The organism is Micrococcus sp. GbtcB5, from assembly GCF_019091605.1.
Taxonomy (GTDB): domain Bacteria; phylum Actinomycetota; class Actinomycetes; order Actinomycetales; family Micrococcaceae; genus Micrococcus; species Micrococcus luteus.
This window is the reverse complement of record NZ_JAGXJK010000015.1, coordinates 33,179-53,576: the sequence shown is the minus strand read 5'-3', so window position 1 is coordinate 53,576 and position 20,398 is coordinate 33,179. Positions and strand designations below refer to the sequence as shown.

Sequence of the window (20,398 nt, the reverse complement as noted above, 5' to 3'; positions counted from 1 at the left end):
GGGCGCCTGGGGCGCCGTGCGGTGCGGCAGCACACGGGTGCCGTAGTGGTCAGACCATATCATGCCAGCCGCTTGCGAGGTGACCGCCCTCACAGTACGCTCCTTGGTCTGACCACAGTGGTCCGACCATCACCGGCCCGACCGGATCTCGCCCCGTCCCCTCGCCCACCGGGAGACCCCCGTGCACACCTTCACCCCCACCCCCGATGCCGCCGGCAGCGTCGCGCTCTCCGCCGCGCTCGGCGTCCTGCCCCTGCTGACGTTCTTCGCCACCCTCCTCGGTCTGCGCCTCAAGGCCTGGCAGTCGGGGCTCGCCGCGCTCGTGGTGGCCCTGCTCGTGGCCGTGCTGGGCTTCCACATGCCGGCCCACCTGGCGGCGCTGGCCGCCGCCCAGGGAGCGACCTTCGGCCTGTTCCCGATCGTCTGGATCGTCGTGATGGCGCTGTGGTTCTACCAGGTCACCGTGCTCTCCGGGCGATTCGACGACATGCGCGCGATCTTCGACTCGCTCGGCGGCGGAGACATCCGCATCCAGGCCGTGCTCATCGCGTTCTGCTTTGGCGGCCTGCTCGAGGCCCTCGCCGGCTTCGGCGCCCCCGTGGCCATCACGGCCACCATGGTGCTCGGCCTGGGTGTGCCCCCGCTGCGGGCGGCCACCGCCGTGCTGCTGGCGAACACCGCGCCCGTGGCCTTCGGCGCCGTGGGCACCCCCATCACCACCGCCGGCACGCTCACCGGCATCCCCGCCACGCACATCGGCGCGATCGTCGGCCACCAGGCCCCGTTCGTGGCCGTGATCGTGCCGTTCCTGCTCGTGTTCATCATCGACGGGCTGCGCGGCGTGCGGCAGACGTGGCCGGCGCTGATCGTGATCGGCGCGAGCTTCGCCGTCGCCATCTGGCTGGCCTCGACCCACTTCTCCTACGAGCTCACCGACGTCGTGGCCTCCCTGGTCTCCCTCGCCGCCGCCGTCCTGCTGCTGCGCTTCTGGCGGCCGCGGGGCGCCGAGGAGGCCCGCCAGCGCCTCGACGCCCCCGCCCGCGCGGCGGCGCAGGATCTCACCCCCGGCCGGATCTTCATGGCCGTGCTGCCCTACATCGTGGTCGTGGCCGTGTTCGCCCTGGCCAAGCTGGTCCCCCCGATCACCGCGGCCCTGAACTCCGTCACCGCGAAGATCCCGTGGCCCGGGCTCGACGGGCACCTCGTCGACGCCTCCGGCGCGCCCCTGGCGAGCACCGTGTACAAGTTCGAGTGGCTGGCCTCCCCCGGCACGCTGCTGCTGATCGCCGGCCTGATCATGGCCGTGGTCTACTCCCGGTTCGACCACGACGGCCGGTTCCCGCTCTCGGTGGGGAACGCGCTCGCCGAGATCGGCCGCTGCTTCGCCCGCATGCGCTGGTCCGCCCTGACGATCGTGATCGTGCTCTCCCTGGCCTACGTCATGAACTTCTCGGGCCAGACGGTCGCCATGGGCACGTGGGTGGCCGGCCTGGGCGCGGCCTTCGTGTTCCTGTCCCCGGTGCTCGGCTGGCTCGGCACCGCCGTGACCGGCTCGGACACCTCCGCGAACGCCCTGTTCTCCACCCTGCAGCAGACCGCCGCCACGAACATCGGCGCCGATCCGGCCCTGCTGGTGGCCGCCAACACCTCCGGCGGCGTCGTGGGCAAGATGATCTCCCCGCAGTCCCTGGCGATCGCCGCGACGGCGGTCGGCATGGAGGGCCGGGAGTCCGAGATCCTGCGTCGTGTGGTGGTGTGGTCGCTCGTGCTCCTGCTGGCGGTGTGCACGCTCGTGTACCTGCAGTCCAACGTGCTGGCGTGGATGCTGCCGGCGGCGGGCTGACCGCCTGCACCACCCGAGCGGGGCGGCGCCCGTCGGTAGGATGGACGGTCGCCGCCCCGCCCCCTCGGAAGGTCCGTCCATGACCGCTGCCCCCGCCTACACCATCGTGCTCGACTGGCTCGAGGCCGAGCTGCGCTCCGGCGCCGTGGTCGTGGGGGACAAGCTGCCCGGCGAACGCACCCTGGCCGAACGCTTCGGCATCTCCCGGGCGTCCGTGCGGGAGGCCACCCGGATGCTCGAGGCCATGGGCCTGATCCGCGCCAGCGCCGGCTCCGGGCCGAACTCGGGCGCCGTCGTCGTCTCCGAGCCGTCCGCGGCGCTGGGCTGGGCGCTGCGCCTGCACATCGCCACCCGGTCCCTGCCGATGGCCGACGTCGTCGCCGCGCGCGTGCTCCTCGAGACCGATGCGGCGCAGGCGGCCGCCGCCACCTCCGGCGACCCCGAGAGCGTCGCCGTCCTGGCCGAGGTGGAAACCCTGCTGGACCGGATGGACGACCCCGCGCTGCCGGAAGAGGACTTCCACCTGCTCGACACCGAGTTCCATGTGCGGCTGGCCACCCTGGGCGGGAACGTCGTGACGGCGATGATGCTGGACTCCCTGCGCCAGGCGACCATCGGCTACGTGACCGAGACCGTGGCCGGGCTGTCCGACTGGCCCGCCGTGCGCGCCGGCCTGCAGGCCGACCATCGGCGGATCCTCGCCGCCTCCGCCGCCGGGGACGGCCGGGCGGCCGCGCAGGAGCTGCGGGAGCACGTCCTCGGCTTCGCCGCCCTCGCCCAGACCGGCAGGGTGCCCGCCGGCGGCTGAGCCGGCGAAGGGTCCGGCGCGCGCGGGGTCCCGCCGGACGGACGGCTCCGGCGGTTCAGGCGGTGACGCCGTGCACCAGGGCGCCCACGCCCACGGCGGTCAGCGAGCCCAGCGCACAGCAGAACTCCACGAGCATGCCCATGCCCATGGCCGTGAGCGCGCCGATCGAGCTGCTGAGCGCGGCCCGGGCGTCCCGGGTGCGGGCCCACTGGGAGGCGAACAGGCCGACGGCGAAGCCGAGGAACAGACCCACCACCGGGATCACGAAGAACCCGACGGCGGCGCCGGCCACCCCCCACAGGATCGGGCCGCGGGTGACGCGTTCACGCCGCAGCCGCCGACCGGTCAGCACCGCGGACGCGCTCAGCCCCGCCACAGCGAGACCGGCCGCGATGACGCCGAACGTCCAGGACGCGGGGGACCCCAGCAGCGCGGCCCACCCGAGAGCCGTCACGAGGTTGAGCAGCGAGCCGGGCAGGACGGGGTACACGGTGCCCACCAGCCCCACCAGGAGCAGGAGCACGGCCACGAGGGAGATCAGCGCGGGAGTCACCTCACCAGTATGACGGGACGGGCACCGCGCTGACGGCGGCATGGGCGAGCGCGCAGCGGCCCCCGTGCCCTCGCCGGAACGGGCCGGATCGGCTAGATTCGCCGCATGTTGGTCGCCGTGCCCACCGAAGTGAAGAACAACGAGTTCCGTGTCGCCCTGACGCAGGGCGGGGTCCAGGAGCTGGTGCGCGCGGGCCACCAGGTCCTCGTGCAGTCGGGGGCCGGCGTCGGCTCCGGCGCCTCGGACCAGGACTACCGCGACGCCGGTGCCGAACTGGTCGACGACGTCGACGAGCTCTGGCAGCGCGCGGAGCTGGTCCTCAAGGTCAAGGAGCCCCAGCCGGAGGAGTACGGCCGCCTGCGCCGCGGCCAGGTCCTCTTCACCTACCTGCACCTGGCCGCCTCTCCCGCGTGCACGCGGGCGATCCTGGACGCCGGCACGACGGCGATCGCCTACGAGACGGTCACCCGCGGTCGCTCCCTGCCGCTGCTGGCCCCCATGAGCCAGGTGGCCGGCCGCCTGGCCCCCGCCGCGGGCGCCTACCACCTCCTCCAACCGCAGGGCGGCTCGGGCGTGCTGATGGGCGGCGTGCCCGGCACCCGCCGCGCCCGGGTGGCCGTGATCGGCGGAGGTGTGGCCGGCGAGGCGGCGGCCGTGATCGCCGCGGGCATGGGCGCGGACGTGACCGTCCTGGACATCTCCCTCGAGCGGCTCGCCCAGCTGGATGCCGTCCACCAGGGCCGGATCCGCACGCTGGCCTCCTCCCACCTGAACATCGGCGAGACCGTGGCGGACGCGGACCTCGTGATCGGCTCCGTGCTGATCCCCGGCGCCGCGGCCCCGAAGCTGGTGACCGCCGAGATGGTGGAGTCCATGCGGCCCGGCTCCGTGCTGGTGGACATCGCGATCGACCAGGGCGGCTGCTTCGAGAACTCGCGGGCCACCACCCACCAGGATCCGACGTACCTCGTGGGAGACAAGATCTACTACAGCGTCTCCAACATGCCCGGCGCCGTGCCGCAGACCTCCACCGCGGCCCTGACCAACGCGACGCTGCCCTACATCAAGCGCATCGCCGACCTCGGATGGCGCGCGGCACTGGCCGCGGACGAGGGCTTCGCCGGGGGCCTCAACGCGCACGACGGCGTGCTCACCCTGCCCTCCGTCGCCACGGCCGTGGCCGACGAGCTCGGCCTGGACCCCCGGAAGGACGTCCGCGTCACCTCCGAGGTGCTCGCGGAGGCCTGAGCCCCGCGCCCGTCGCGCGCGGGGCCGGCCGGCCCCTCAGAGCCCCGCGAGGAACGCCCGGTGGAAGGACCAGTCGCCGGTCACCTCGGGGTGGAAGGCCGTGGCGAGCAGGTGGCCCTGCCGCACGGCCACGGGCAGCCGGGCGTCGCCGTCGAGCACCGGGTCCGCCGCGGGCACGGACACGCGCGACGCCGGCACACTCGCCAGGACCTCGACGCCCTCCCCCGCCTGGACGACGGCGGGGGCGCGGATGAACACGGCGTGCACCGGCTCCGCCGCGACCGCGGGGACGTCCAGGTCCTCCTCGAACGAGTCCACCTGCGCGCCGAAGGCGTTGCGCCGCACGGCCACGTCCAGCACGCCGAGCCCGCCCTGATCCGGCGCCGGGTTGCGGATCTCGCGGGCCAGCATGATCAGCCCCGCGCACGTGCCGTAGGCGGGCAGGCCGTCGCGGAGGGCGGCGATGAGCGGGTCCTTCAGCCCCATGATCCGGGCGAGGCGGTCCATCACGGAGGACTCGCCGCCGGGCAGCACGATGCCGTCCAGACCCTCGAGGTCCGCAGGGCGGCGCACCGGGCGCGTGCGCGCGCCGAGCGACTCGAGCACGTGGGCGTGCTCCCGCACGTCGCCCTGGAGCGCGAACACGCCGACGGTCTTCTGTGGACTCACCATGGCCCCGACCCTAGGGCCTCCGGGCGCCCGGGACTCCGCGGCTCACCAGCCGCGCTCGGCCAGGCGGTGCGGGGCGGGCAGGTCGCCCACGTTGATGCCCACCATGGCCTCGCCCAGGCCGCGGGAAGCCTCGGCGACCGCCATCGGGTCGTCGAACTGGGCGGTGGCCTTGACGATGGCACGGGCGCGCTCGGCCGGGTTGCCGGACTTGAAGATGCCGGAGCCCACGAACACGCCGTCGGCGCCCATCTGCATCATCAGGGCCGCGTCGGCCGGGGTGGCCACGCCGCCGGCGGTGAACATCACGACGGGCAGGGCGCCGGTCTCGGCGACCTCGCGCACCAGCTCGTACGGCGCCCGCAGCTCCTTCGCGGCCACGTACAGCTCATCCTGGGCCAGGCCCTGGAGCTGGGCGATCTCCTTGCGGATGGTGCGGATGTGCTTCACGGCCTCGGAGACGTCGCCGGTGCCGGCCTCGCCCTTGGACCGGATCATGGCCGCGCCCTCGGTGATGCGGCGCAGGGCCTCGCCGAGGTTGGTGGCGCCGCACACGAAGGGCACGTCGAAGTCCCACTTGTCGATGTGGTTCACGTAGTCCGCCGGGGAGAGCACCTCGGACTCGTCGATGAAGTCCACCTTGAGCGCCTGCAGCACCTGGGCCTCCACGAAGTGGCCGATGCGCGCCTTGGCCATCACGGGGATGGACACGGCCTCGACGATCCCGTCGATCAGGTCGGGGTCGGACATGCGGGCCACGCCGCCCTGGGCGCGGATGTCGGCCGGGACCCGCTCGAGCGCCATGACGGCCACGGCGCCGGCATCCTCGGCGATGCGCGCCTGCTCCGCGTTGACGACGTCCATGATCACGCCGCCCTTCATCATGTCCGCCAGGCCGCGCTTGACGCGGGTCGTGCCGGTGCCGCGGGCGCCGTCGTCGGCGGCGGAGGCGGTGGAGGCGGAGAAGCTGCGGGCGCGCTCGTCGCTCATGGTGGTCCTTCCGAAGGGGTGGCGGCCCCGGCCGCGGGGCGGCTGGCCGGGGCGAAGACGCGGTCAACTCTAGTCCCCCGGCGGCGAAGCCCGGCCCGCGTCACGGACGACGACGTCACCCGGCCCCGTGCCGGCGCAGCGTGCGGCGTCGGCGCCACACGACGAACGCGGCCACGGCCGCGAGGATCAGCACGAGGGCGAGGGCGCCCCGGCCCTCTCCGAGCGCCGCGCCGATGACGGCCCACACCACGGCCATCCCGACGGTCCCGTACACCACGCCCCACAGGAACGTGCCGAGCGCGGCCGCCGGCAGGAACCGGCGCCAGGGCATGCGGGCGACGCCGGCGGAGCCGATCACCGCCGTCTGGATGCCCACCGTGAGGTAGCAGAACGGGATGGCCCACACCCCGTGGCGCTGGATGAAGCGCTGGGCCCGGACATAGACGGGCCCCTCCATCACGCGGGCGAACCAGCGGGTCCGCTCGACGCCGGAGGCCAGCCCCCGCCCGAGCGCGAACACGATCAGGGTGCGCAGGATCGCCAGCATCCAGAAGAACCCGATGGACCACAGCAGCGGCAGCCCGTCGATCCACGCCATCATGGGCGGAGCCACCCGTCGGTGCGGGGACTCATGCGCTCGCCCCGGCCGTGCTCACGCGTTCCAGAGCCCGTACGAGTCCGCGAGGTCCGCGATCTTCTGGGCGCGCAGCACGCGGGGCAGGTACGAACCGTCGCCGACGGCGGCGCCCTGAGCATGCTTCTCGAGCAGGTCGCGGGCCCACGCGAGCTCGTCCTCGGACGGGGACATCGCCCGGTTGACCCAGTCCACCTGATCCCGGTTCAGGACGAGGCGGCCGGTCATGCCCATCGAGGCGGTGACGGCGCTGGAGTCGACGACCGCGTCCTCACCGTCCGCGTTGCCGGGCGGTCCGTCGATCGCCCCGGGCAGACCGCCCACGCGGGAGGCGATCACCATGCGGGAGCGGGCGTAGGCCATGGCCAGCGGGTCCTCGCCGACGCCGACGTCCTTGCGGAAGTCGTTCACGCCGAAGGCGAGACGGAACGTGCCCGGCGCCTTGGCCACGGCCGTGGCGTTCTCGATGCCCAGGGCGGACTCCAGCAGGGCGATCACCGGGGTGCCGGCGCGCAGACGCATCGCGGTGAACGTGACCTGCTCCGGCTCCTCGGTCTCGGCCAGCACGACGCCGCGCACGCCGTCGAGACCCGTGAGCGCCTCGAGGTCCCGCTGCCAGTGGTCCGTGGAGGTCGCGGAGATGCGCACCCACGCCGTCATGCCGCCGGAGAGGGCGTCCACGACGTGCTGGCGGGCCGCGTCCTTCTGCTCCTCCGGCACGGCGGCCTCGAGGTCGAAGATGACGGAGTCGGCCTCGGAGGCCAGGGCGGGGGCGAACGCGTCGGGGGTGGCCGCGTTGACCAGCAGCCAGGAGCGGCTGAGCTTGGCGGGCAGGGCGGCGGCGCGACGGTTCCTCACGGGCATGGCCTCCAGCCTAGCCCGCCGCGGCCGTCCGCCCGCGGGCCCCTTCCCACCCGCGGGAGGCCTCACATCCGCTCGCGGCGGGCGAGACGGACGGCCGTAGCATGGAGAGGCCGTCGGTCCGTCCGACGCCGCCGACCCCCGACCGCCAGGAGTACCCGATGCGCCCGACCCCCCCTTCCCGCGCCCTGCGGCTCACGGGTGCCGTGGCGGCCGCGTGCCTGCTGGCCGGCTGCGCGGTCGCCCCCGACCTGGCCGAGGACTCGGCGTCCGACGACGGCGTGCCCCTGCCCGCGACGGAGGGGTATCAGCCGCTGACGGTCTACCTCGCCGTCGCCGAGGCGGAGGCGGTCCCGGGGACGAGCGGCCGGCCCTTCGGCTGCGGCGACCTGCTGGTGCCCGTGCAGACCGTGCCGACGGACACCGAGGACGAGGCGGACGCCGCCCTGGACTTCCTGTTCGCGGACGAGCGCGGCTGGCACGGCGACCCGTCGCTGTGGAACGCCGTGTTCGACGCGCGCGAGACCCTCACCCCGACCGGGCACCGCCGCGCGGGCGACGTGGAGATCTTCACCTTCACCGGCACCGTGACGCCGGAGGACGACTGCACGGCCGAGCGGATCCGCGCCCAGCTGCAGGCGACCGCCGCCGCCTTCACGTCAGCGGGACAGGTCCGGCTCGAGGTGGACGGCCGGGACCTCGACGACGTGTTGGGGCTCGAACCGCTCCGCCTCGGCGAGTCCGTGGACGTCCCGCAGGGGGACCCCACGCCGAGTGGGGAGCCGAGCGACGGATCCGGCGGGCAGACGTGGGCGCCGGAGGGCGAGTCGCCGGAGGACACGTGGGCTCCGGCCGAGCCCTCGGACGACACCTGGGCGCCGGCCGAGCCCTCGGACGACACCTGGGCGCCGGACGAGGAGTCGTCGTGGGGTCCCGCCGAGCCGACCCAGGGCACGTGGTCCCCCGCCCAGGAGCCGAGCGCCCCCTGACCGCGCGACCCGCCGTCGTCGCCCGTCATCGGACCTTCGGGCACGGCCGCGCCGTGCTATAGGGTGCCGAGCGTGCGGAACCTCCGAGATCACCTGTCCCAGCGCGCCGTCGGCGTGAAGCAGTCCGCGGTCCGCGACGTCTTCGACATCGCGATGGACCCGAACCTCGTCTCGCTCGCGGGCGGGAACCCGTGGCTCGCCGACCTGCCCCTCGACGAGCTGGGCCGGATCGCCTCCGACCTGATGACCCGGTTCGGCACGGAGTCCCTGCAGTACGGCCCGGGCCAGGGCACCGAGGCGATGCGTGCCGCCGCGACCGCCGTGATGGCCGCCGACGGCATCCCGGACGCGGATCCCGACCTCGTGGTCATCACCCCCGGCTCGCAGGCCGCGATCGACACCGCCTGCCGGGCGTTCGCGAACCCGGGCGACGTCGTCGTGGTGGAGGACCCCACATTCGTGGGCGCGTTGACCACCTTCACCACCTGGCAGCTCGAGGCCGTGGCCACGGGCACCGACGACCACGGCCTGGTGCCCGCGGCCCTCGACGAGACCCTGACCCGCCTGGCCGCCGAGGGCCGCCGCGTGGCCTTCCTCTACACGATCCCCTCGTTCGCGAACCCCTCGGGCGCCCTGCTGCCCCCGGGCCGCCGCGCCGAGGTGGGCGCGATCTGCGAGAAGCACGGCGTGCTCATCGTGGAGGACAACCCGTACGGGCAGATCGCGTTCGACGGCGAGCCCGTCGCCCCGATCGCCGCCGACCACCGGGACAACGTGGTCCACCTCGGCACGATGTCCAAGATCTTCTCCCCGGGCGTGCGCATCGGCTGGGCGCTCGTGCCGGCCGCGCTCAAGCGCGAGTTCTACCTGTGCGCGGAGTCGGCCTACATCCACGCGTCCACGTACTCGCAGATGCTCTCCACCGCCTTCGTCACGCAGCTGGACTGGCAGGGCCACGTCCGCCACGTGACCGGGCTGTACCGCGAGCGGGCCGCGGCGCTCGTGGACGCGGTGCGTGAGCACTGGGACCCGGGGGTCGAGTTCATCACCCCGCAGGGCGGCTTCTTCCTGTGGGCCACCCTGCCCGCCGGGGTGGACACCCTCGAGGTGATGCACCGCGGCATCGAGGCGGGCGCGGTGTTCGTGCCGGGGGCGGCCTTCACCCCCGTCGAGGGCACGCACTCCACCCTGCGCCTGGCGTACTCGTTCGTGGCGGCCGAGAAGCTCGTGGAGGGCGTGCGGCGCCTGGCCCCGGTGGTGAACGAGTCGATCGCCCGGGCCCGCTGAGCCGCGGCGGGCGCCCACGACGACGTCGGCCCGGCGCGTCTGCCGGACGTGCGACCTCTTCCCCGGGCCCGCGAGATCGTATACGATCTCGACCATGACGCAGAGCACACCGGACCCCACGCCCACCGTCACCGAGCACGACTTCACCGTCCGGGAGAACCGGCCGGGCAAGGTGCTCGCCGTCCACCTGAACTACCCCTCCCGCATCGCCCAGCGCGGCCAGTCCCCGCAGGCCCCCGGCTACTTCCTCAAGGCCGGCACCTCCCTCGCCCGCACCGGCGACACCATCGAGCGCCCCGCCGGCACCGAGCTGCTCGCCTACGAGGGCGAGATCGCGCTGATCATCGGCCGCACCGCCCGGCGCGTCAGCCCGAAGGAGGGCTGGTCGCACGTCTCCGGCATCACCGCCGCCAACGACTGGGGCCTCTACGACCTCCGCCACGCGGACAAGGGCTCCAACGTCAAGAACAAGTCCGGCGACGGCTACACCCCGCTCGGCCCCGCGGTGATCTCCGCCGCGGGCCTGGACCCGGCCGCCCTGCGCGTGCGCACCTGGGTCAACGGCGAGATCGTCCAGGACGACACCACCGAGGGCCTCGTCTTCCCGTTCGGCCAGCTCGTGGCCGACCTCTCGCAGCTCATGACGCTCGAGGAGGGCGACGTCATCCTCACCGGCACCCCCGCCGGGTCCTCCGTGGCCCAGCCGGGCGACGTCGTCGAGGTGGAGGTGGACGCCCCCAGCGCCCCCGGCGCACCGACCACCGGCCGCCTGGTGACGACGGTCGTCGACTCGGAGCACTCCCTGGCCCCGTTCGGCGCGCAGCCGCAGGTGGACGACGTGCAGCGCGAGGAGGCCTGGGGCTCCCGCGAGGCCGCCGGCCTGGCCCCGCAGGCCGCGGCGCCGTCGTCGTCCGCGGTGGACGAGAACGGCCACTGGGTCGCGAGCGCCCCGCAGCCGGACCGCTCCCTGCTGACCCCCGAGCTGCGCGCCAAGATCGACGCCATCGCGGTGGCCACCCTCACCGCCCAGCTGCAGAAGCGCGGCGTCCAGAACGCGACCATCGACGGCCCGCGCCCGATCCACCGGGGTCGGCGCGTCCTCGGCTACGCCAAGACCCTGCGCTACATCCCCAAGCGCGAGGACCTGGCCAAGGAGTTCGGCGGCGGCTTCAACGCCCAGAAGCGGGCGATCGACTCGGTGCAGCCGGACGACGTGGTGGTCATGGAGGCCCGTGGCGAGCACGGCACCGGCACCCTCGGGGACGTCCTGGCCCTGCGCGCCCAGGTGAACGGCGCGAACGCCGTGATCACGGACGGCGGCATCCGCGACTCCGCCGCCGTCGCCGAGGTCGGCCTCCAGGTGTACGCCGGCGCCACGCACCCGGCGGTGCTGGGCCGCCGTCACATCCCGTGGGAGGTCGGCGGCACCATCGCCTGCGGCGGCACCACCGTGCAGCCCGGCGACATCATCGTCGGCGACGACGACGGTGTGGTGGTCATCCCGCCGTCCCTGCTCCAGGAGGTTGTGGACGACGCCTACGAGCAGGAGCTCCAGGACGCCTGGGCGTACGAGCAGGTCAAGGCCGGCTACCCGGTGGACGGGATGTTCCCCCCGAACGCCGAGTGGAAGGCCAAGTTCGCCGAGTACCGCAAGACCCTGCCGGACGCCCCGGCCCCGGAGGGCGACGCCTGAGCATGCGCCGCACGGACATCGGAACGGTCGGCCTCGCAGGCGCCCCCGTCTCCAAGGCGGACCGCGCCTACCAGGCGATCCTCGAGGGGATCCGGGACCAGCGCCACGAGCCGGGCGACCGGCTGGTGCTGTCCCAGATCGCCGCGGAGCTGGGCATGTCCGTGGTGCCCGTGCGGGAGGCGATCCGCCGCCTGCAGTCCGAGAAGCTGGTGGCCTACGAGCGCAACGTGGGCGCCACCGTGGTGGGCATCGACCCGGTCGAGTACCGCCACACCATGGAGACGCTGGCGCTGGTGGAGGGGTTCTCCACCGCCCAGTGCGCCCCGCACGTGACCGCCGAGGACCTCGCGGCGGCCCGCGAGGTGAACGCGACCATGCGCGCGATGACGGAGTCGGAGACGGCCTGGGACCCGGTGACGTTCACCGAGCTCAACCGCCGCTTCCACTCGATCCTGTTCGAGCATCACCAGAACGAGCACGTGCACGACCTGGTGCACCGCGGCTGGAACCGCCTGGCCGCGCTGCGCTCCTCCACGTTCGCGTACGTGCCCGGCCGGGCGGTGGCCTCCGTGGACGAGCACGAGCACCTGCTGCGCCTGATCGAGGACGGGGCGCGCTTCGAGGAGATCGAGGCCGCCGCCCGCGCCCACCGCCTGAACACCCTGCGCGCCTACCTGGAGCACGGCGCCGAGCCGTCCGCGTGACCGCCGGCCGGACCGGCGCCGACGTCGTCGGCGCCAGACCCCGACCATCCGCCCCCGAAGCACTCAGCGAAAGAGACACCATGACGGAGAAGACCAGCATCGAGGCCCGCAAGCCCGAGGGCCTGCCCGACGTCCTGCGCCACTACATCGACGGCGAGTTCGTCGACTCGATCGACGGCGACACCTTCGAGGTGCTCGACCCGGTGACCAACGAGCCGTACCTGACGGCCGCCTCCGGCAAGGCCGCGGACATCGACCGCGCCGTCGCCGCCGCGAAGCGGGCCTTCGAGTCCGGCGAATGGTCCCAGGCCCTGCCGCGCCAGCGCTCCCGCGTGCTGCACAGGATCGCGGACATCATGGAGACCCGCGGCGACCAGCTGGCCGCCATGGAGTGCTTCGACACCGGCCTGCCGATCAAGCAGGCGAGGGGCCAGGCCGCGCGCGCCGCCGAGAACTTCCGCTTCTTCGCGGACCTGATCGTGGCCCAGCACGACGACACCTTCAAGGTGCCGGGCCGCCAGATCAACTACGTGAACCGCAAGCCGATCGGCGTCGCCGGCCTGATCACCCCGTGGAACACCCCGTTCATGCTGGAGTCCTGGAAGCTGGCCCCGGCCATCGCCACCGGCAACTCGGTGGTGCTCAAGCCCGCCGAGTTCACCCCGCTCTCGGCCTCCCTGTGGGGCGGGATCTTCGAGGAGGCCGGCCTGCCGAAGGGCGTGTTCAACATGGTGCACGGCTTCGGCGAGGAGGGCTACGCGGGCGACCCGCTCGTGAAGCACCCGGACGTGCCGCTGATCTCCTTCACCGGCGAGTCCCGCACCGGCCAGATCATCTTCGCCAACGCCGCCCCGCACCTGAAGGGCCTGTCCATGGAGCTCGGCGGCAAGTCCCCGGCCGTGGTGTTCGAGGACGCGGACCTGGACGCCGCGATCGACGCGACCATCTTCGGCGTGTTCTCCCTGAACGGCGAGCGCTGCACCGCCGGCTCCCGCATCCTGGTCCAGCGCTCCGTCTACGACGAGTTCGTGGAGCGCTACGCCGCCCAGGCCTCCCGCGTGAAGGTCGGCCTGCCGGACGACGAGACCACCGAGGTCGGCGCCATCGTGCACCCGGAGCACTTCGAGAAGGTCATGTCCTACGTGGAGATCGGCAAGACCGAGGCCCGCCTGGTGGCCGGCGGCGGCCGCCCGGAGGGCTTCCCCGAGGGCAACTTCGTGCAGCCCACCGTGTTCGCGGACGTGGCCCCGGACGCCCGGATCTTCCAGGAGGAGATCTTCGGCCCGGTGGTGGCCATCACCCCCTTCGACACGGAGGAGGAGGCCCTGCAGCTGGCCAACAACACCAAGTACGGCCTGGCCGCCTACATCTGGACCAACGACCTCAAGCGCGCCCACAACGTCGCGCAGAACGTGGAGGCCGGCATGGTGTGGCTGAACTCCAACAACGTGCGGGACCTGCGCACCCCGTTCGGCGGGGTGAAGGCCTCCGGCCTGGGCCACGAGGGCGGTTACCGCTCGATCGACTTCTACACCGATCAACAGGCCGTGCACATCAACCTCGGCGAGGTCCACAACCCGGTGTTCGGCAAGCAGGAGCAGGCCGCGGCGAAGATCGACGGCTGACCCCGCGCTGACCGGCGACCACGACGGCGCCCGCACCGTCCCCGCGACGGTGCGGGCGCCGTCGTCGTGGTGGGGCCGCGCCGGGTCTCTCCCCCGGCCCACCCGGCCCACCTGACGCGGGTTGAGTTGTCGCGGGTGCGGGCGCCCCGGACCCGCGACAACTCAACCCGCGTTCCTCGACGGCCTTCCCGTCGGCCGCGCGGATCGTATACGATCGAGCCAGTGAACGTGTCCCAGGCCACAGCGCACCGCCATCACCAAGGAGCACCGATGACCAACCTCGAGAGCCGCCAGAAGACCTCCTCCGGCTTCTTCGTCACGAAGGAAGCCCCCATCGACCCGGAGAACCCCCTCCCCACCCCGACGTCCGAGGCGCCGGACATCCTGCGCTGCGCCTCGATGGAGCTCGTGGTCACGGACCTCGCCCAGTCCCGCGAGTTCTACGTGGACGTGCTCGGCCTCGTGGTCACCGAGGAGGACGAGGAGACCGTCTACCTGCGCTCCATGGAGGAGTTCATCCACCACAACCTGGTGCTGCGCCAGGGCGAGACCGCCGCCGTGGCCGCGTTCTCCTACCGCGTGCGCACCCCCGAGGACCTGGACAAGGCGGTCGCCTTCTACGAGGAGCTGGACTGCCGTGTCGAGCGCCGGAAGGATGGCTTCGTCAAGGGCGTCGGCGACTCCGTGCGCGTCGAGGATCCGCTGGGCTTCCCCTACGAGTTCTTCCACGACGTCGAGCACGTGGAGCGCCTGGCCTGGCGCTATGACCTCTACACCCCGGGCGCACTGGTCCGCCTGGACCACTTCAACCAGGTGACCCCGGATGTGCCGCGTGCCGCCCGCTACATGCAGGACCTGGGCTTCCGCGTCACCGAGGACATCCAGGACGAGAACGGCACCGTCTACGCCGCGTGGATGCGCCGCAAGCCCACCGTGCACGACACCGCCATGACCGGCGGCGACGGCCCGCGGATGCACCACGTGTGCTTCGCCACGCACGAGAAGCACAACATCCTGGCGATCTGCGACAAGCTCGGCGCCCTGCGCATGTCCGACCACATCGAGCGCGGCCCGGGTCGCCACGGCGTCTCCAACGCGTTCTACCTCTACCTGCGCGACCCCGACGGCCACCGCGTGGAGGTCTACACCCAGGACTACTACACCGGCGACCCGGACAACCCCGTGGTCACCTGGGACGTGCACGACAACCAGCGCCGCGACTGGTGGGGCACCCCGGTCGTGCCGTCCTGGTACACCGATGCCTCCCGCGTGCTGGACCTCGACGGCAACCTGCAGCCGCTGGTTTCCCGCACCGACGACTCGGAGATGGCCGTGACCATCGGCGCCGACGGCTTCTCCTACACCCGGGAGGGGCAGGGCGAGGAGTCCATGCCGGAGTGGAAGCAGGGCGAGTACAAGCTCGGCAACCAGCTCTGACGGCACTGCCGGGCGCCGCTTCGGGACACCACGACGACGGCGGGCACCCAACGCAGGTGCCCGCCGTCGGCGTCCGCCCTCCCTGCCATCCTCCGCGTCTCCCCGCCCCACGCCGTTCGAGGCGGAAAATCCATCTCATTCGAGCCGGGAGGGCCAGTTTGAGCTCGATTTCCCGCCTCAAAGCGTGGGGAGCAGGGGTGTCCCGCCTCGCAGACGGGCGTCGGGGGGCTGGCCTGCCTCACGGTGCACCGCCGCCAGCCCGGGCTGGGCATCGGGACGCGCGCCCCGGACTGATCCGGGGCGGTGACAGGATGGCGACAGGGCCGGGGGCCGAGCCGCGTAATCGTATACGATCAAGGCCAGGCCCCTGCCCGTCGTCGTGAAGGAGACCGCTGTGCTGAACCACGAGACCCACGTCAAGATCGCCGACGAGCTGCACCGCGCGGGCATCGACCGCGTGCCCGTGCCGCGGCTGACCGCGCGCTACCCGGAGATGGAGATCGAGGACTCGTACGCCGTCCAGCGCATCTGGGCCGAGCGCCAGGCCGAGGCGGGCCGCCGCAAGGTGGGCCACAAGATCGGCCTGACCTCCAAGGCCATGCAGGACGCGACCGGGATCGACGAGCCGGACTACGGCGTGATCTTCGACGACCAGGTGTTCGAGTCCGGCCACGTGTACGAGTGGAAGAAGTACACCCATCCGCGCATCGAGATGGAGCTGGCGTTCGTGCTGCGGGACGAGCTGCGCGGGCCCGGCCTGAACCTGATGGACGTGCTGCGCGCCACCGAGTACGTGGTGCCCGCGCTCGAGGTGCTGGACTCGCGCATCGAGATGGCCGGCCGCACCATCACGGACACCATCTCGGACAACGCGGCGCTGGGCTCCCTGGTGATCGGCGGCCGCCCCGTGGGCGTGCACGACGTGGACCTGCGCTGGGTCTCCGGCATCCTCTCCCGCAACGAGGAGATCATCGAGACCGGCGTGGCCGCGGGCGTGCTGAACCACCCGGCCAACGGCGTGCACTGGCTGGCCAACCGCATCGCCGGGCACGGAGACGCGCTCGAAGCCGGTGAGATCGTGCTCGCCGGCTCCTTCACCCGCCCGATGTGGGTGTACCAGGGCGACACCGTCTACGCCGACTACGGCCCGCTCGGCACCATCACCTGCCGCTTCGCCTGACCCGCCCGTCGTCGTCGCCCCGCCCGCCCGCAACGCGGGTTGACCTATCACCAGTACGACCCCGCTCCACCCGCGACAACTCAACCCGCGTCGGGTGGAGGGCGCGGAGAACCCCGGAGGAACATCCCATGCCCGTCCGCCACAACCCGCAGCCGCTGTTCCGCGACCTCTTCACACCCGAGGCCGTCGCCGCCCGTGGGGGCCGCCCCGCCGCCGGCATGTTCCTCTCCTCCGGGGACCCGACGACGGCGGAGATCTGCGCCGGCGCGGGCCTCGACTACCTGCTCATCGACGCCGAGCACGCCCCGCTGACCCTGCAGGACGTCCTCGCCCAGCTGCGCGTGATCGCCGGCTACCGCGTGCCCACCCTGGTGCGTGTGCCGGCGCTGGACACCGTGGCCATCAAGCAGTTCCTGGACCTGGGCGCCCAGACGCTGCTGGTGCCCATGGTCGACGACGCCGCGATGGCCCGCCGCGCCGTGGCCGCCGCCCGCTACCCGGACGGCTCCGCCGAGGGCGGGGTGCGCGGCGTGGGCTCCGCCCTGGCACGCTCGGGCCGCTGGAACCGGATCCCCGGCTACCTGCCCGGCGCGGCGGACCACGTCTCCGTGATCGTGCAGATCGAGACGGCCGCAGGCGTGCGCAACGCGGAAGAGATCGCGGCGGTGGACGGGATCGACGGCGTCTTCATCGGCCCCTCGGACCTCTCCGCGTCCCTGGGTCTGCTCGGCCAGCAGTCGCACCCGGAGGTGGTGGCCGCGGTCGAGGAGGTCATCGCCAAGGTCAAGGCCGCCGGGAAGATCGTGGGCGTCAACGCGTTCGTGCCCGCGCAGGCCGACGCCTACGCCGTCGCCGGCGCGGACTACGTCAACGTGGGCGCCGACGTCGCCCTGCTGGCCCGCGCCGCCGAGGCCCTCGCCGACCGCTGGTGCCCGGCCCCGAGCGACGCCGCGACCGACGGGGAGGGCGCGCCCCGCGCGTCGTACTGACCTGGCCATCCCCTCACTTCGGGGCGCGAAATCCACCCCATGGACGTCCGATCCTGGCCCATGACGTGGATTTCCCGCCTCGAATGGCTCGGGGCCGGCGCTTCGGGGGACGTCGCCGCCTCCTGCACAACCGCACCGGACCCCCTCGTGCATCCCCAGACCCCCGCTCGTCCGTCTCGGGACGTGGAGCGACGGGGCACGCTCACCGCATGCCCCGTCGTCCCGCCCCGCTGCCGCCGTCGATCGACCCCGCCGCCTTCACGGTCGACGACGCGCGCCGGGCGGGCGTGACGTGGTCCCGACTGCAGTCCTCAGACCTGCGTCGGCTGCGCCACGGCATCTACGGGCCGGCCGGCCCTGCGGCGGTCTCCGTGCGTGAGTGGACGCTGGATGAGGTCCGCGCGTACCAGCGGCGCCATCCCGACGTCGTCGTCAGCCACGAGACCGCCGCCCGCCTGCACGGTTTGACCGTGCCCGAACGGCTGCTGGCCCCTGGGGAGGTGCACGTCAGCGTCGGCACCTCGGGTGGCCGGCCGGTCCAGGCGGGTCTGGTGCCGCACCGCATCGAGGTGCCGGAGGGACAGCGGATGACGTGGGGCGGCGTGCTCGTGACGACGCCGGCCCGCACCCTGTGGGACCTGTGCGCGGCACGGGCGGCGCTCACGGAGCGGGACGTCGTCGTCGCCGGTGACGCCCTGCTCTGCCCGCCGTGGCTGCCCGGCGGCGGACGCGGGGCTCCCGCCTACACCACGGAGGAGCTCATCGGTTCCCTGGCCGAACGGGGACGTTTCCGGGGGCGAGGACTGGCCCGGGCGGCGCTGGCGAGGATGCGCGTGGGGGCGGATTCGCCGCGCGAGACGCGTCTGCGGCTGGCGCTCGTGGACGCCGGGCTACCGGAGCCCGAGGTGCAGTATCGGCTGGACTCGTCAGACCGCCGCGCTCCGACGGTCGACCTCGGGTATCGGCCGTGGCGCCTCGCGTTGCAATACGACGGCGAGCACCACCGCACCGCCGAGCAGCAGGCCCGAGACGTGCTGCGCGACCGCTGGTGCGCCGACCACGACTGGCTGTCGATCAAGGTCATGTGGGCCGACGCCCGGGACGACTACGCGGACGTCGTCGTGCGCGTGCGGCGCCGGGCGGCCGAGTTCGGTGGGTGACCCGGTGAGATCCACGGTCACCGCAGTCCGCCACGGCCCCCCGTTTCGAGGCGGGAAATCCAGGTCAAAGCGCTCTGGTCCACGCCCGTGGGGTCGATTTCCCGCCTCGAAAGGACGGGCCCGGTGGGAGTCGGCCCGTGAACACCCGTGCTCCCCCACGTAGCGTGGCCCCATGACCACGTCCGTTCCCGCCCTGAGCTCGCATTTCGCCGACACCTTCCCCGAGCTCGCCCTGCCCTGGCAGGCCCAGGCCACGGACGGCCCGCAGCTCGTCCTGCTCAACGCCGGCCTCGCGGCGGAGCTCGGCCTCGACGCCGAGTGGCTCGCCACCGACGACGGCGTCTCCTTCCTCACCGGCGAGCAGCCCGGCCCGGGCGCGCGGCCGGTCGCGCAGGCGTACGCGGGCCACCAGTTCGGCCACTACTCTCCCCGCCTGGGTGACGGGCGCGCCCTCCTCCTCGGCGAGCTCACGGCTCCGGACGGTCGGCTCCACGACCTGCATCTCAAGGGCTCCGGTCGCACGCCCTTCGCGCGCGGCAACGCCGACGGGCAGGCCGTGCTCGGCCCCATGCTCCGCGAGTACGTGGTCTCCGAGGCGATGCACGCCCTCGGCGTGCCGACCACGCGGGCGCTGGCCGTCGTCGGCACGGGCCACCCGGTCCGCCGCGAGACCGTGCTGCCGGGTGCGGTGCTGGCCCGGACGGCCGCGTCGCACCTGCGCGTCGGCACGGCCCAGTACGCCGCGGCCCTCCCCGAGCAGGCGCACCCCACGGAGGTGCTGCGCCGGATCGTCGACGAGGCCATCGCCCGCCACCACCCGCACGCCACCGACGCCGAGCACCCCGCGCTCGCGCTCTACGAGGCGGTGATCGCCGCGCAGGCCGCGCTCGTCTCCCGCTGGATGCTCGTCGGCTTCGTGCACGGTGTGATGAACACGGACAACATGACCCTGTCCGGCGAGACCATCGACTACGGCCCCTGCGCGTTCATCGACGCCTTCGACCCGGCCGCGAGCTTCTCCTCGATCGACACCCAGGGCCGGTACGCGTACGGGAATCAGGGGCCCATCGCGGCGTGGAACCTCGCCCGGCTCGGCGAGGCCCTCGTGCCCGTGCTCGACGACGACCCCGACCGCGCCGTCGCACTCGCCCAGGAGGCGCTGGGCAGGTTCCACGGCGCCCATCTCGCGGCGTGGCGGGGCGGACTGCAGGACAAGCTCGGTCTCCCGGCGTCCGTGGCGGAGGACGACGTCGCCGCGCTCACCGACCGCCTGTTCCCGTGGCTGGCCGCGGCGCGGGCCGACTGGACCTCGTTCTGGGTGCGGCTGGCCGAGCACACGGCGGCGCCCGTGGACGACGACGCGGCCCGCACCGAGGCGGCACGACTCGTCCCCGGCGCCCCGGACCCCGCGGGGCTCGCCGCCTGGCTCGCGGACTGGCGGGCGATGGGTCCCGATCCGGCCCGGATGCGCGCGGTGAACCCCGTCTACATCCCACGGAACCACCTGCTCGACGAGGCCCTGACGGCCGCGGAGGACGGGGACCTCACCGCCGTCCACCGGCTGCTCGAGGCCGTCACGGATCCCTTCACCCCGCGCCCCGGGTTCGAGCGGTACGCGGAGCCGTGGCCGGAGGACGGGGCCCCGTTCGTCACCTACTGCGGCACCTGACCACTTTCGTTGACGAAACGGACGCCCTCCAGGCCGCTTTCGTTGACGAAACGGACGCC

18 protein-coding genes are annotated in these 20,398 nt (G+C 73.2%); 13 read left to right on the top strand and 5 right to left on the bottom strand.

What is annotated here, in order from left to right; genetic code table 11:
* Window positions 1-181: 181 nt before the first annotated feature.
* Complete coding sequence (locus KVS67_RS07235; protein ID WP_217565175.1) at window positions 182-1,843, top strand: L-lactate permease; 1,662 nt, start codon at window positions 182-184, stop codon at window positions 1,841-1,843.
* Window positions 1,844-1,922: 79 nt separating this feature from the next.
* Window positions 1,923-2,651, top strand: coding sequence for a FadR/GntR family transcriptional regulator (locus KVS67_RS07230; protein ID WP_036313468.1), 729 nt, complete (start codon window positions 1,923-1,925; stop codon window positions 2,649-2,651).
* Window positions 2,652-2,706: 55 nt separating this feature from the next.
* Here the strand turns inward: KVS67_RS07230 and KVS67_RS07225 are convergent, their stop codons facing one another.
* A complete protein-coding gene (locus KVS67_RS07225) occupies window positions 2,707-3,204 on the bottom strand; it encodes a DUF456 domain-containing protein (RefSeq protein WP_036339666.1) in 498 nt (165 codons plus the stop codon).
* 105 nt (window positions 3,205-3,309) lie between these two features.
* Between KVS67_RS07225 and ald the strand changes: the two genes are divergently transcribed.
* Window positions 3,310-4,452 (top strand): alanine dehydrogenase, encoded by a 1,143-nt coding sequence (gene ald / locus KVS67_RS07220; protein ID WP_217565174.1) that lies wholly within the window; start codon window positions 3,310-3,312, stop codon window positions 4,450-4,452.
* A 36-nt stretch (window positions 4,453-4,488) separates the two neighbouring features.
* Here the strand turns inward: ald and pdxT are convergent, their stop codons facing one another.
* From pdxT to KVS67_RS07200, 4 genes are all read right to left on the bottom strand, one after another.
* The gene (gene pdxT, locus KVS67_RS07215) at window positions 4,489-5,124 is read right to left on the bottom strand and encodes a pyridoxal 5'-phosphate synthase glutaminase subunit PdxT (protein ID WP_217565173.1); all 636 of its coding nucleotides are present in this window, start codon (window positions 5,122-5,124) and stop codon (window positions 4,489-4,491) included.
* 42 nt (window positions 5,125-5,166) lie between these two features.
* Window positions 5,167-6,111: a pyridoxal 5'-phosphate synthase lyase subunit PdxS gene (gene pdxS / locus KVS67_RS07210; protein ID WP_060775464.1), complete on the bottom strand. Its 945-nt coding sequence runs from the start codon at window positions 6,109-6,111 to the stop codon at window positions 5,167-5,169.
* Window positions 6,112-6,226: 115 nt separating this feature from the next.
* Window positions 6,227-6,712: a DedA family protein gene (locus tag KVS67_RS07205; protein WP_217565172.1), complete on the bottom strand. Its 486-nt coding sequence runs from the start codon at window positions 6,710-6,712 to the stop codon at window positions 6,227-6,229.
* A gap of 51 nt (window positions 6,713-6,763) precedes the next feature.
* Window positions 6,764-7,609: a CoA ester lyase gene (locus KVS67_RS07200; protein WP_144825175.1), complete on the bottom strand. Its 846-nt coding sequence runs from the start codon at window positions 7,607-7,609 to the stop codon at window positions 6,764-6,766.
* 158 nt (window positions 7,610-7,767) lie between these two features.
* Between KVS67_RS07200 and KVS67_RS07195 the strand changes: the two genes are divergently transcribed.
* The 10 genes from KVS67_RS07195 to KVS67_RS07150 all read left to right on the top strand — a co-directional run bounded on the left by KVS67_RS07195 (window position 7,768) and on the right by KVS67_RS07150 (window position 20,339).
* On the top strand, window positions 7,768-8,595 hold the full coding sequence (locus KVS67_RS07195) for a hypothetical protein (RefSeq protein ID WP_217565171.1): 828 nt from the start codon (window positions 7,768-7,770) through the stop codon (window positions 8,593-8,595).
* Between the two features lie 72 nt (window positions 8,596-8,667).
* Window positions 8,668-9,882 (top strand): PLP-dependent aminotransferase family protein, encoded by a 1,215-nt coding sequence (locus KVS67_RS07190; protein WP_095694999.1) that lies wholly within the window; start codon window positions 8,668-8,670, stop codon window positions 9,880-9,882.
* Window positions 9,883-9,976: 94 nt separating this feature from the next.
* Window positions 9,977-11,575: a fumarylacetoacetate hydrolase family protein gene (locus KVS67_RS07185; protein WP_217565170.1), complete on the top strand. Its 1,599-nt coding sequence runs from the start codon at window positions 9,977-9,979 to the stop codon at window positions 11,573-11,575.
* 2 nt (window positions 11,576-11,577) lie between these two features.
* Window positions 11,578-12,279, top strand: coding sequence for a GntR family transcriptional regulator (locus KVS67_RS07180; protein WP_036339691.1), 702 nt, complete (start codon window positions 11,578-11,580; stop codon window positions 12,277-12,279).
* A gap of 80 nt (window positions 12,280-12,359) precedes the next feature.
* A complete protein-coding gene (gene hpaE, locus KVS67_RS07175) occupies window positions 12,360-13,904 on the top strand; it encodes a 5-carboxymethyl-2-hydroxymuconate semialdehyde dehydrogenase (protein WP_217565169.1) in 1,545 nt (514 codons plus the stop codon).
* Between the two features lie 270 nt (window positions 13,905-14,174).
* Window positions 14,175-15,341 (top strand): 3,4-dihydroxyphenylacetate 2,3-dioxygenase, encoded by a 1,167-nt coding sequence (gene hpaD / locus KVS67_RS07170; protein ID WP_217565168.1) that lies wholly within the window; start codon window positions 14,175-14,177, stop codon window positions 15,339-15,341.
* A gap of 394 nt (window positions 15,342-15,735) precedes the next feature.
* A complete protein-coding gene (locus KVS67_RS07165; protein ID WP_217565167.1) occupies window positions 15,736-16,521 on the top strand; it encodes a fumarylacetoacetate hydrolase family protein in 786 nt (261 codons plus the stop codon).
* Between the two features lie 128 nt (window positions 16,522-16,649).
* Window positions 16,650-17,510, top strand: a complete 861-nt coding sequence (locus KVS67_RS07160; protein WP_305799834.1) for an HpcH/HpaI aldolase/citrate lyase family protein — start codon at window positions 16,650-16,652, stop codon at window positions 17,508-17,510.
* A gap of 209 nt (window positions 17,511-17,719) precedes the next feature.
* The gene (locus tag KVS67_RS07155) at window positions 17,720-18,670 is read left to right on the top strand and encodes a hypothetical protein (protein ID WP_217565166.1); all 951 of its coding nucleotides are present in this window, start codon (window positions 17,720-17,722) and stop codon (window positions 18,668-18,670) included.
* Window positions 18,671-18,842: 172 nt separating this feature from the next.
* Complete coding sequence (locus KVS67_RS07150) at window positions 18,843-20,339, top strand: YdiU family protein (protein ID WP_217565165.1); 1,497 nt, start codon at window positions 18,843-18,845, stop codon at window positions 20,337-20,339.
* Window positions 20,340-20,398: the final 59 nt, after the last annotated feature.

Bases quoted from the DNA above. Each gene is read 5' to 3' on its own strand.
- KVS67_RS07195 (WP_217565171.1), top strand. From the start codon at position 7,768: ATGCGCCCGACCCCCCCTTCCCGCGCCCTGCGGCTCACGGGTGCCGTG.
- KVS67_RS07200 (WP_144825175.1), bottom strand. From the start codon at position 7,609: ATGCCCGTGAGGAACCGTCGCGCCGCCGCCCTGCCCGCCAAGCTCAGC.
- KVS67_RS07205 (WP_217565172.1), bottom strand. From the start codon at position 6,712: ATGATGGCGTGGATCGACGGGCTGCCGCTGCTGTGGTCCATCGGGTTC.
- ald (WP_217565174.1), top strand. From the start codon at position 3,310: ATGTTGGTCGCCGTGCCCACCGAAGTGAAGAACAACGAGTTCCGTGTC.
- hpaE (WP_217565169.1), top strand. From the start codon at position 12,360: ATGACGGAGAAGACCAGCATCGAGGCCCGCAAGCCCGAGGGCCTGCCC.
- pdxS (WP_060775464.1), bottom strand. From the start codon at position 6,111: ATGAGCGACGAGCGCGCCCGCAGCTTCTCCGCCTCCACCGCCTCCGCC.
- KVS67_RS07150 (WP_217565165.1), top strand. From the start codon at position 18,843: ATGACCACGTCCGTTCCCGCCCTGAGCTCGCATTTCGCCGACACCTTC.
- KVS67_RS07185 (WP_217565170.1), top strand. From the start codon at position 9,977: ATGACGCAGAGCACACCGGACCCCACGCCCACCGTCACCGAGCACGAC.
- pdxT (WP_217565173.1), bottom strand. From the start codon at position 5,124: ATGGTGAGTCCACAGAAGACCGTCGGCGTGTTCGCGCTCCAGGGCGAC.
- hpaD (WP_217565168.1), top strand. From the start codon at position 14,175: ATGACCAACCTCGAGAGCCGCCAGAAGACCTCCTCCGGCTTCTTCGTC.
- KVS67_RS07230 (WP_036313468.1), top strand. From the start codon at position 1,923: ATGACCGCTGCCCCCGCCTACACCATCGTGCTCGACTGGCTCGAGGCC.
- KVS67_RS07160 (WP_305799834.1), top strand. From the start codon at position 16,650: ATGCCCGTCCGCCACAACCCGCAGCCGCTGTTCCGCGACCTCTTCACA.
- KVS67_RS07155 (WP_217565166.1), top strand. From the start codon at position 17,720: ATGCCCCGTCGTCCCGCCCCGCTGCCGCCGTCGATCGACCCCGCCGCC.
- KVS67_RS07180 (WP_036339691.1), top strand. From the start codon at position 11,578: ATGCGCCGCACGGACATCGGAACGGTCGGCCTCGCAGGCGCCCCCGTC.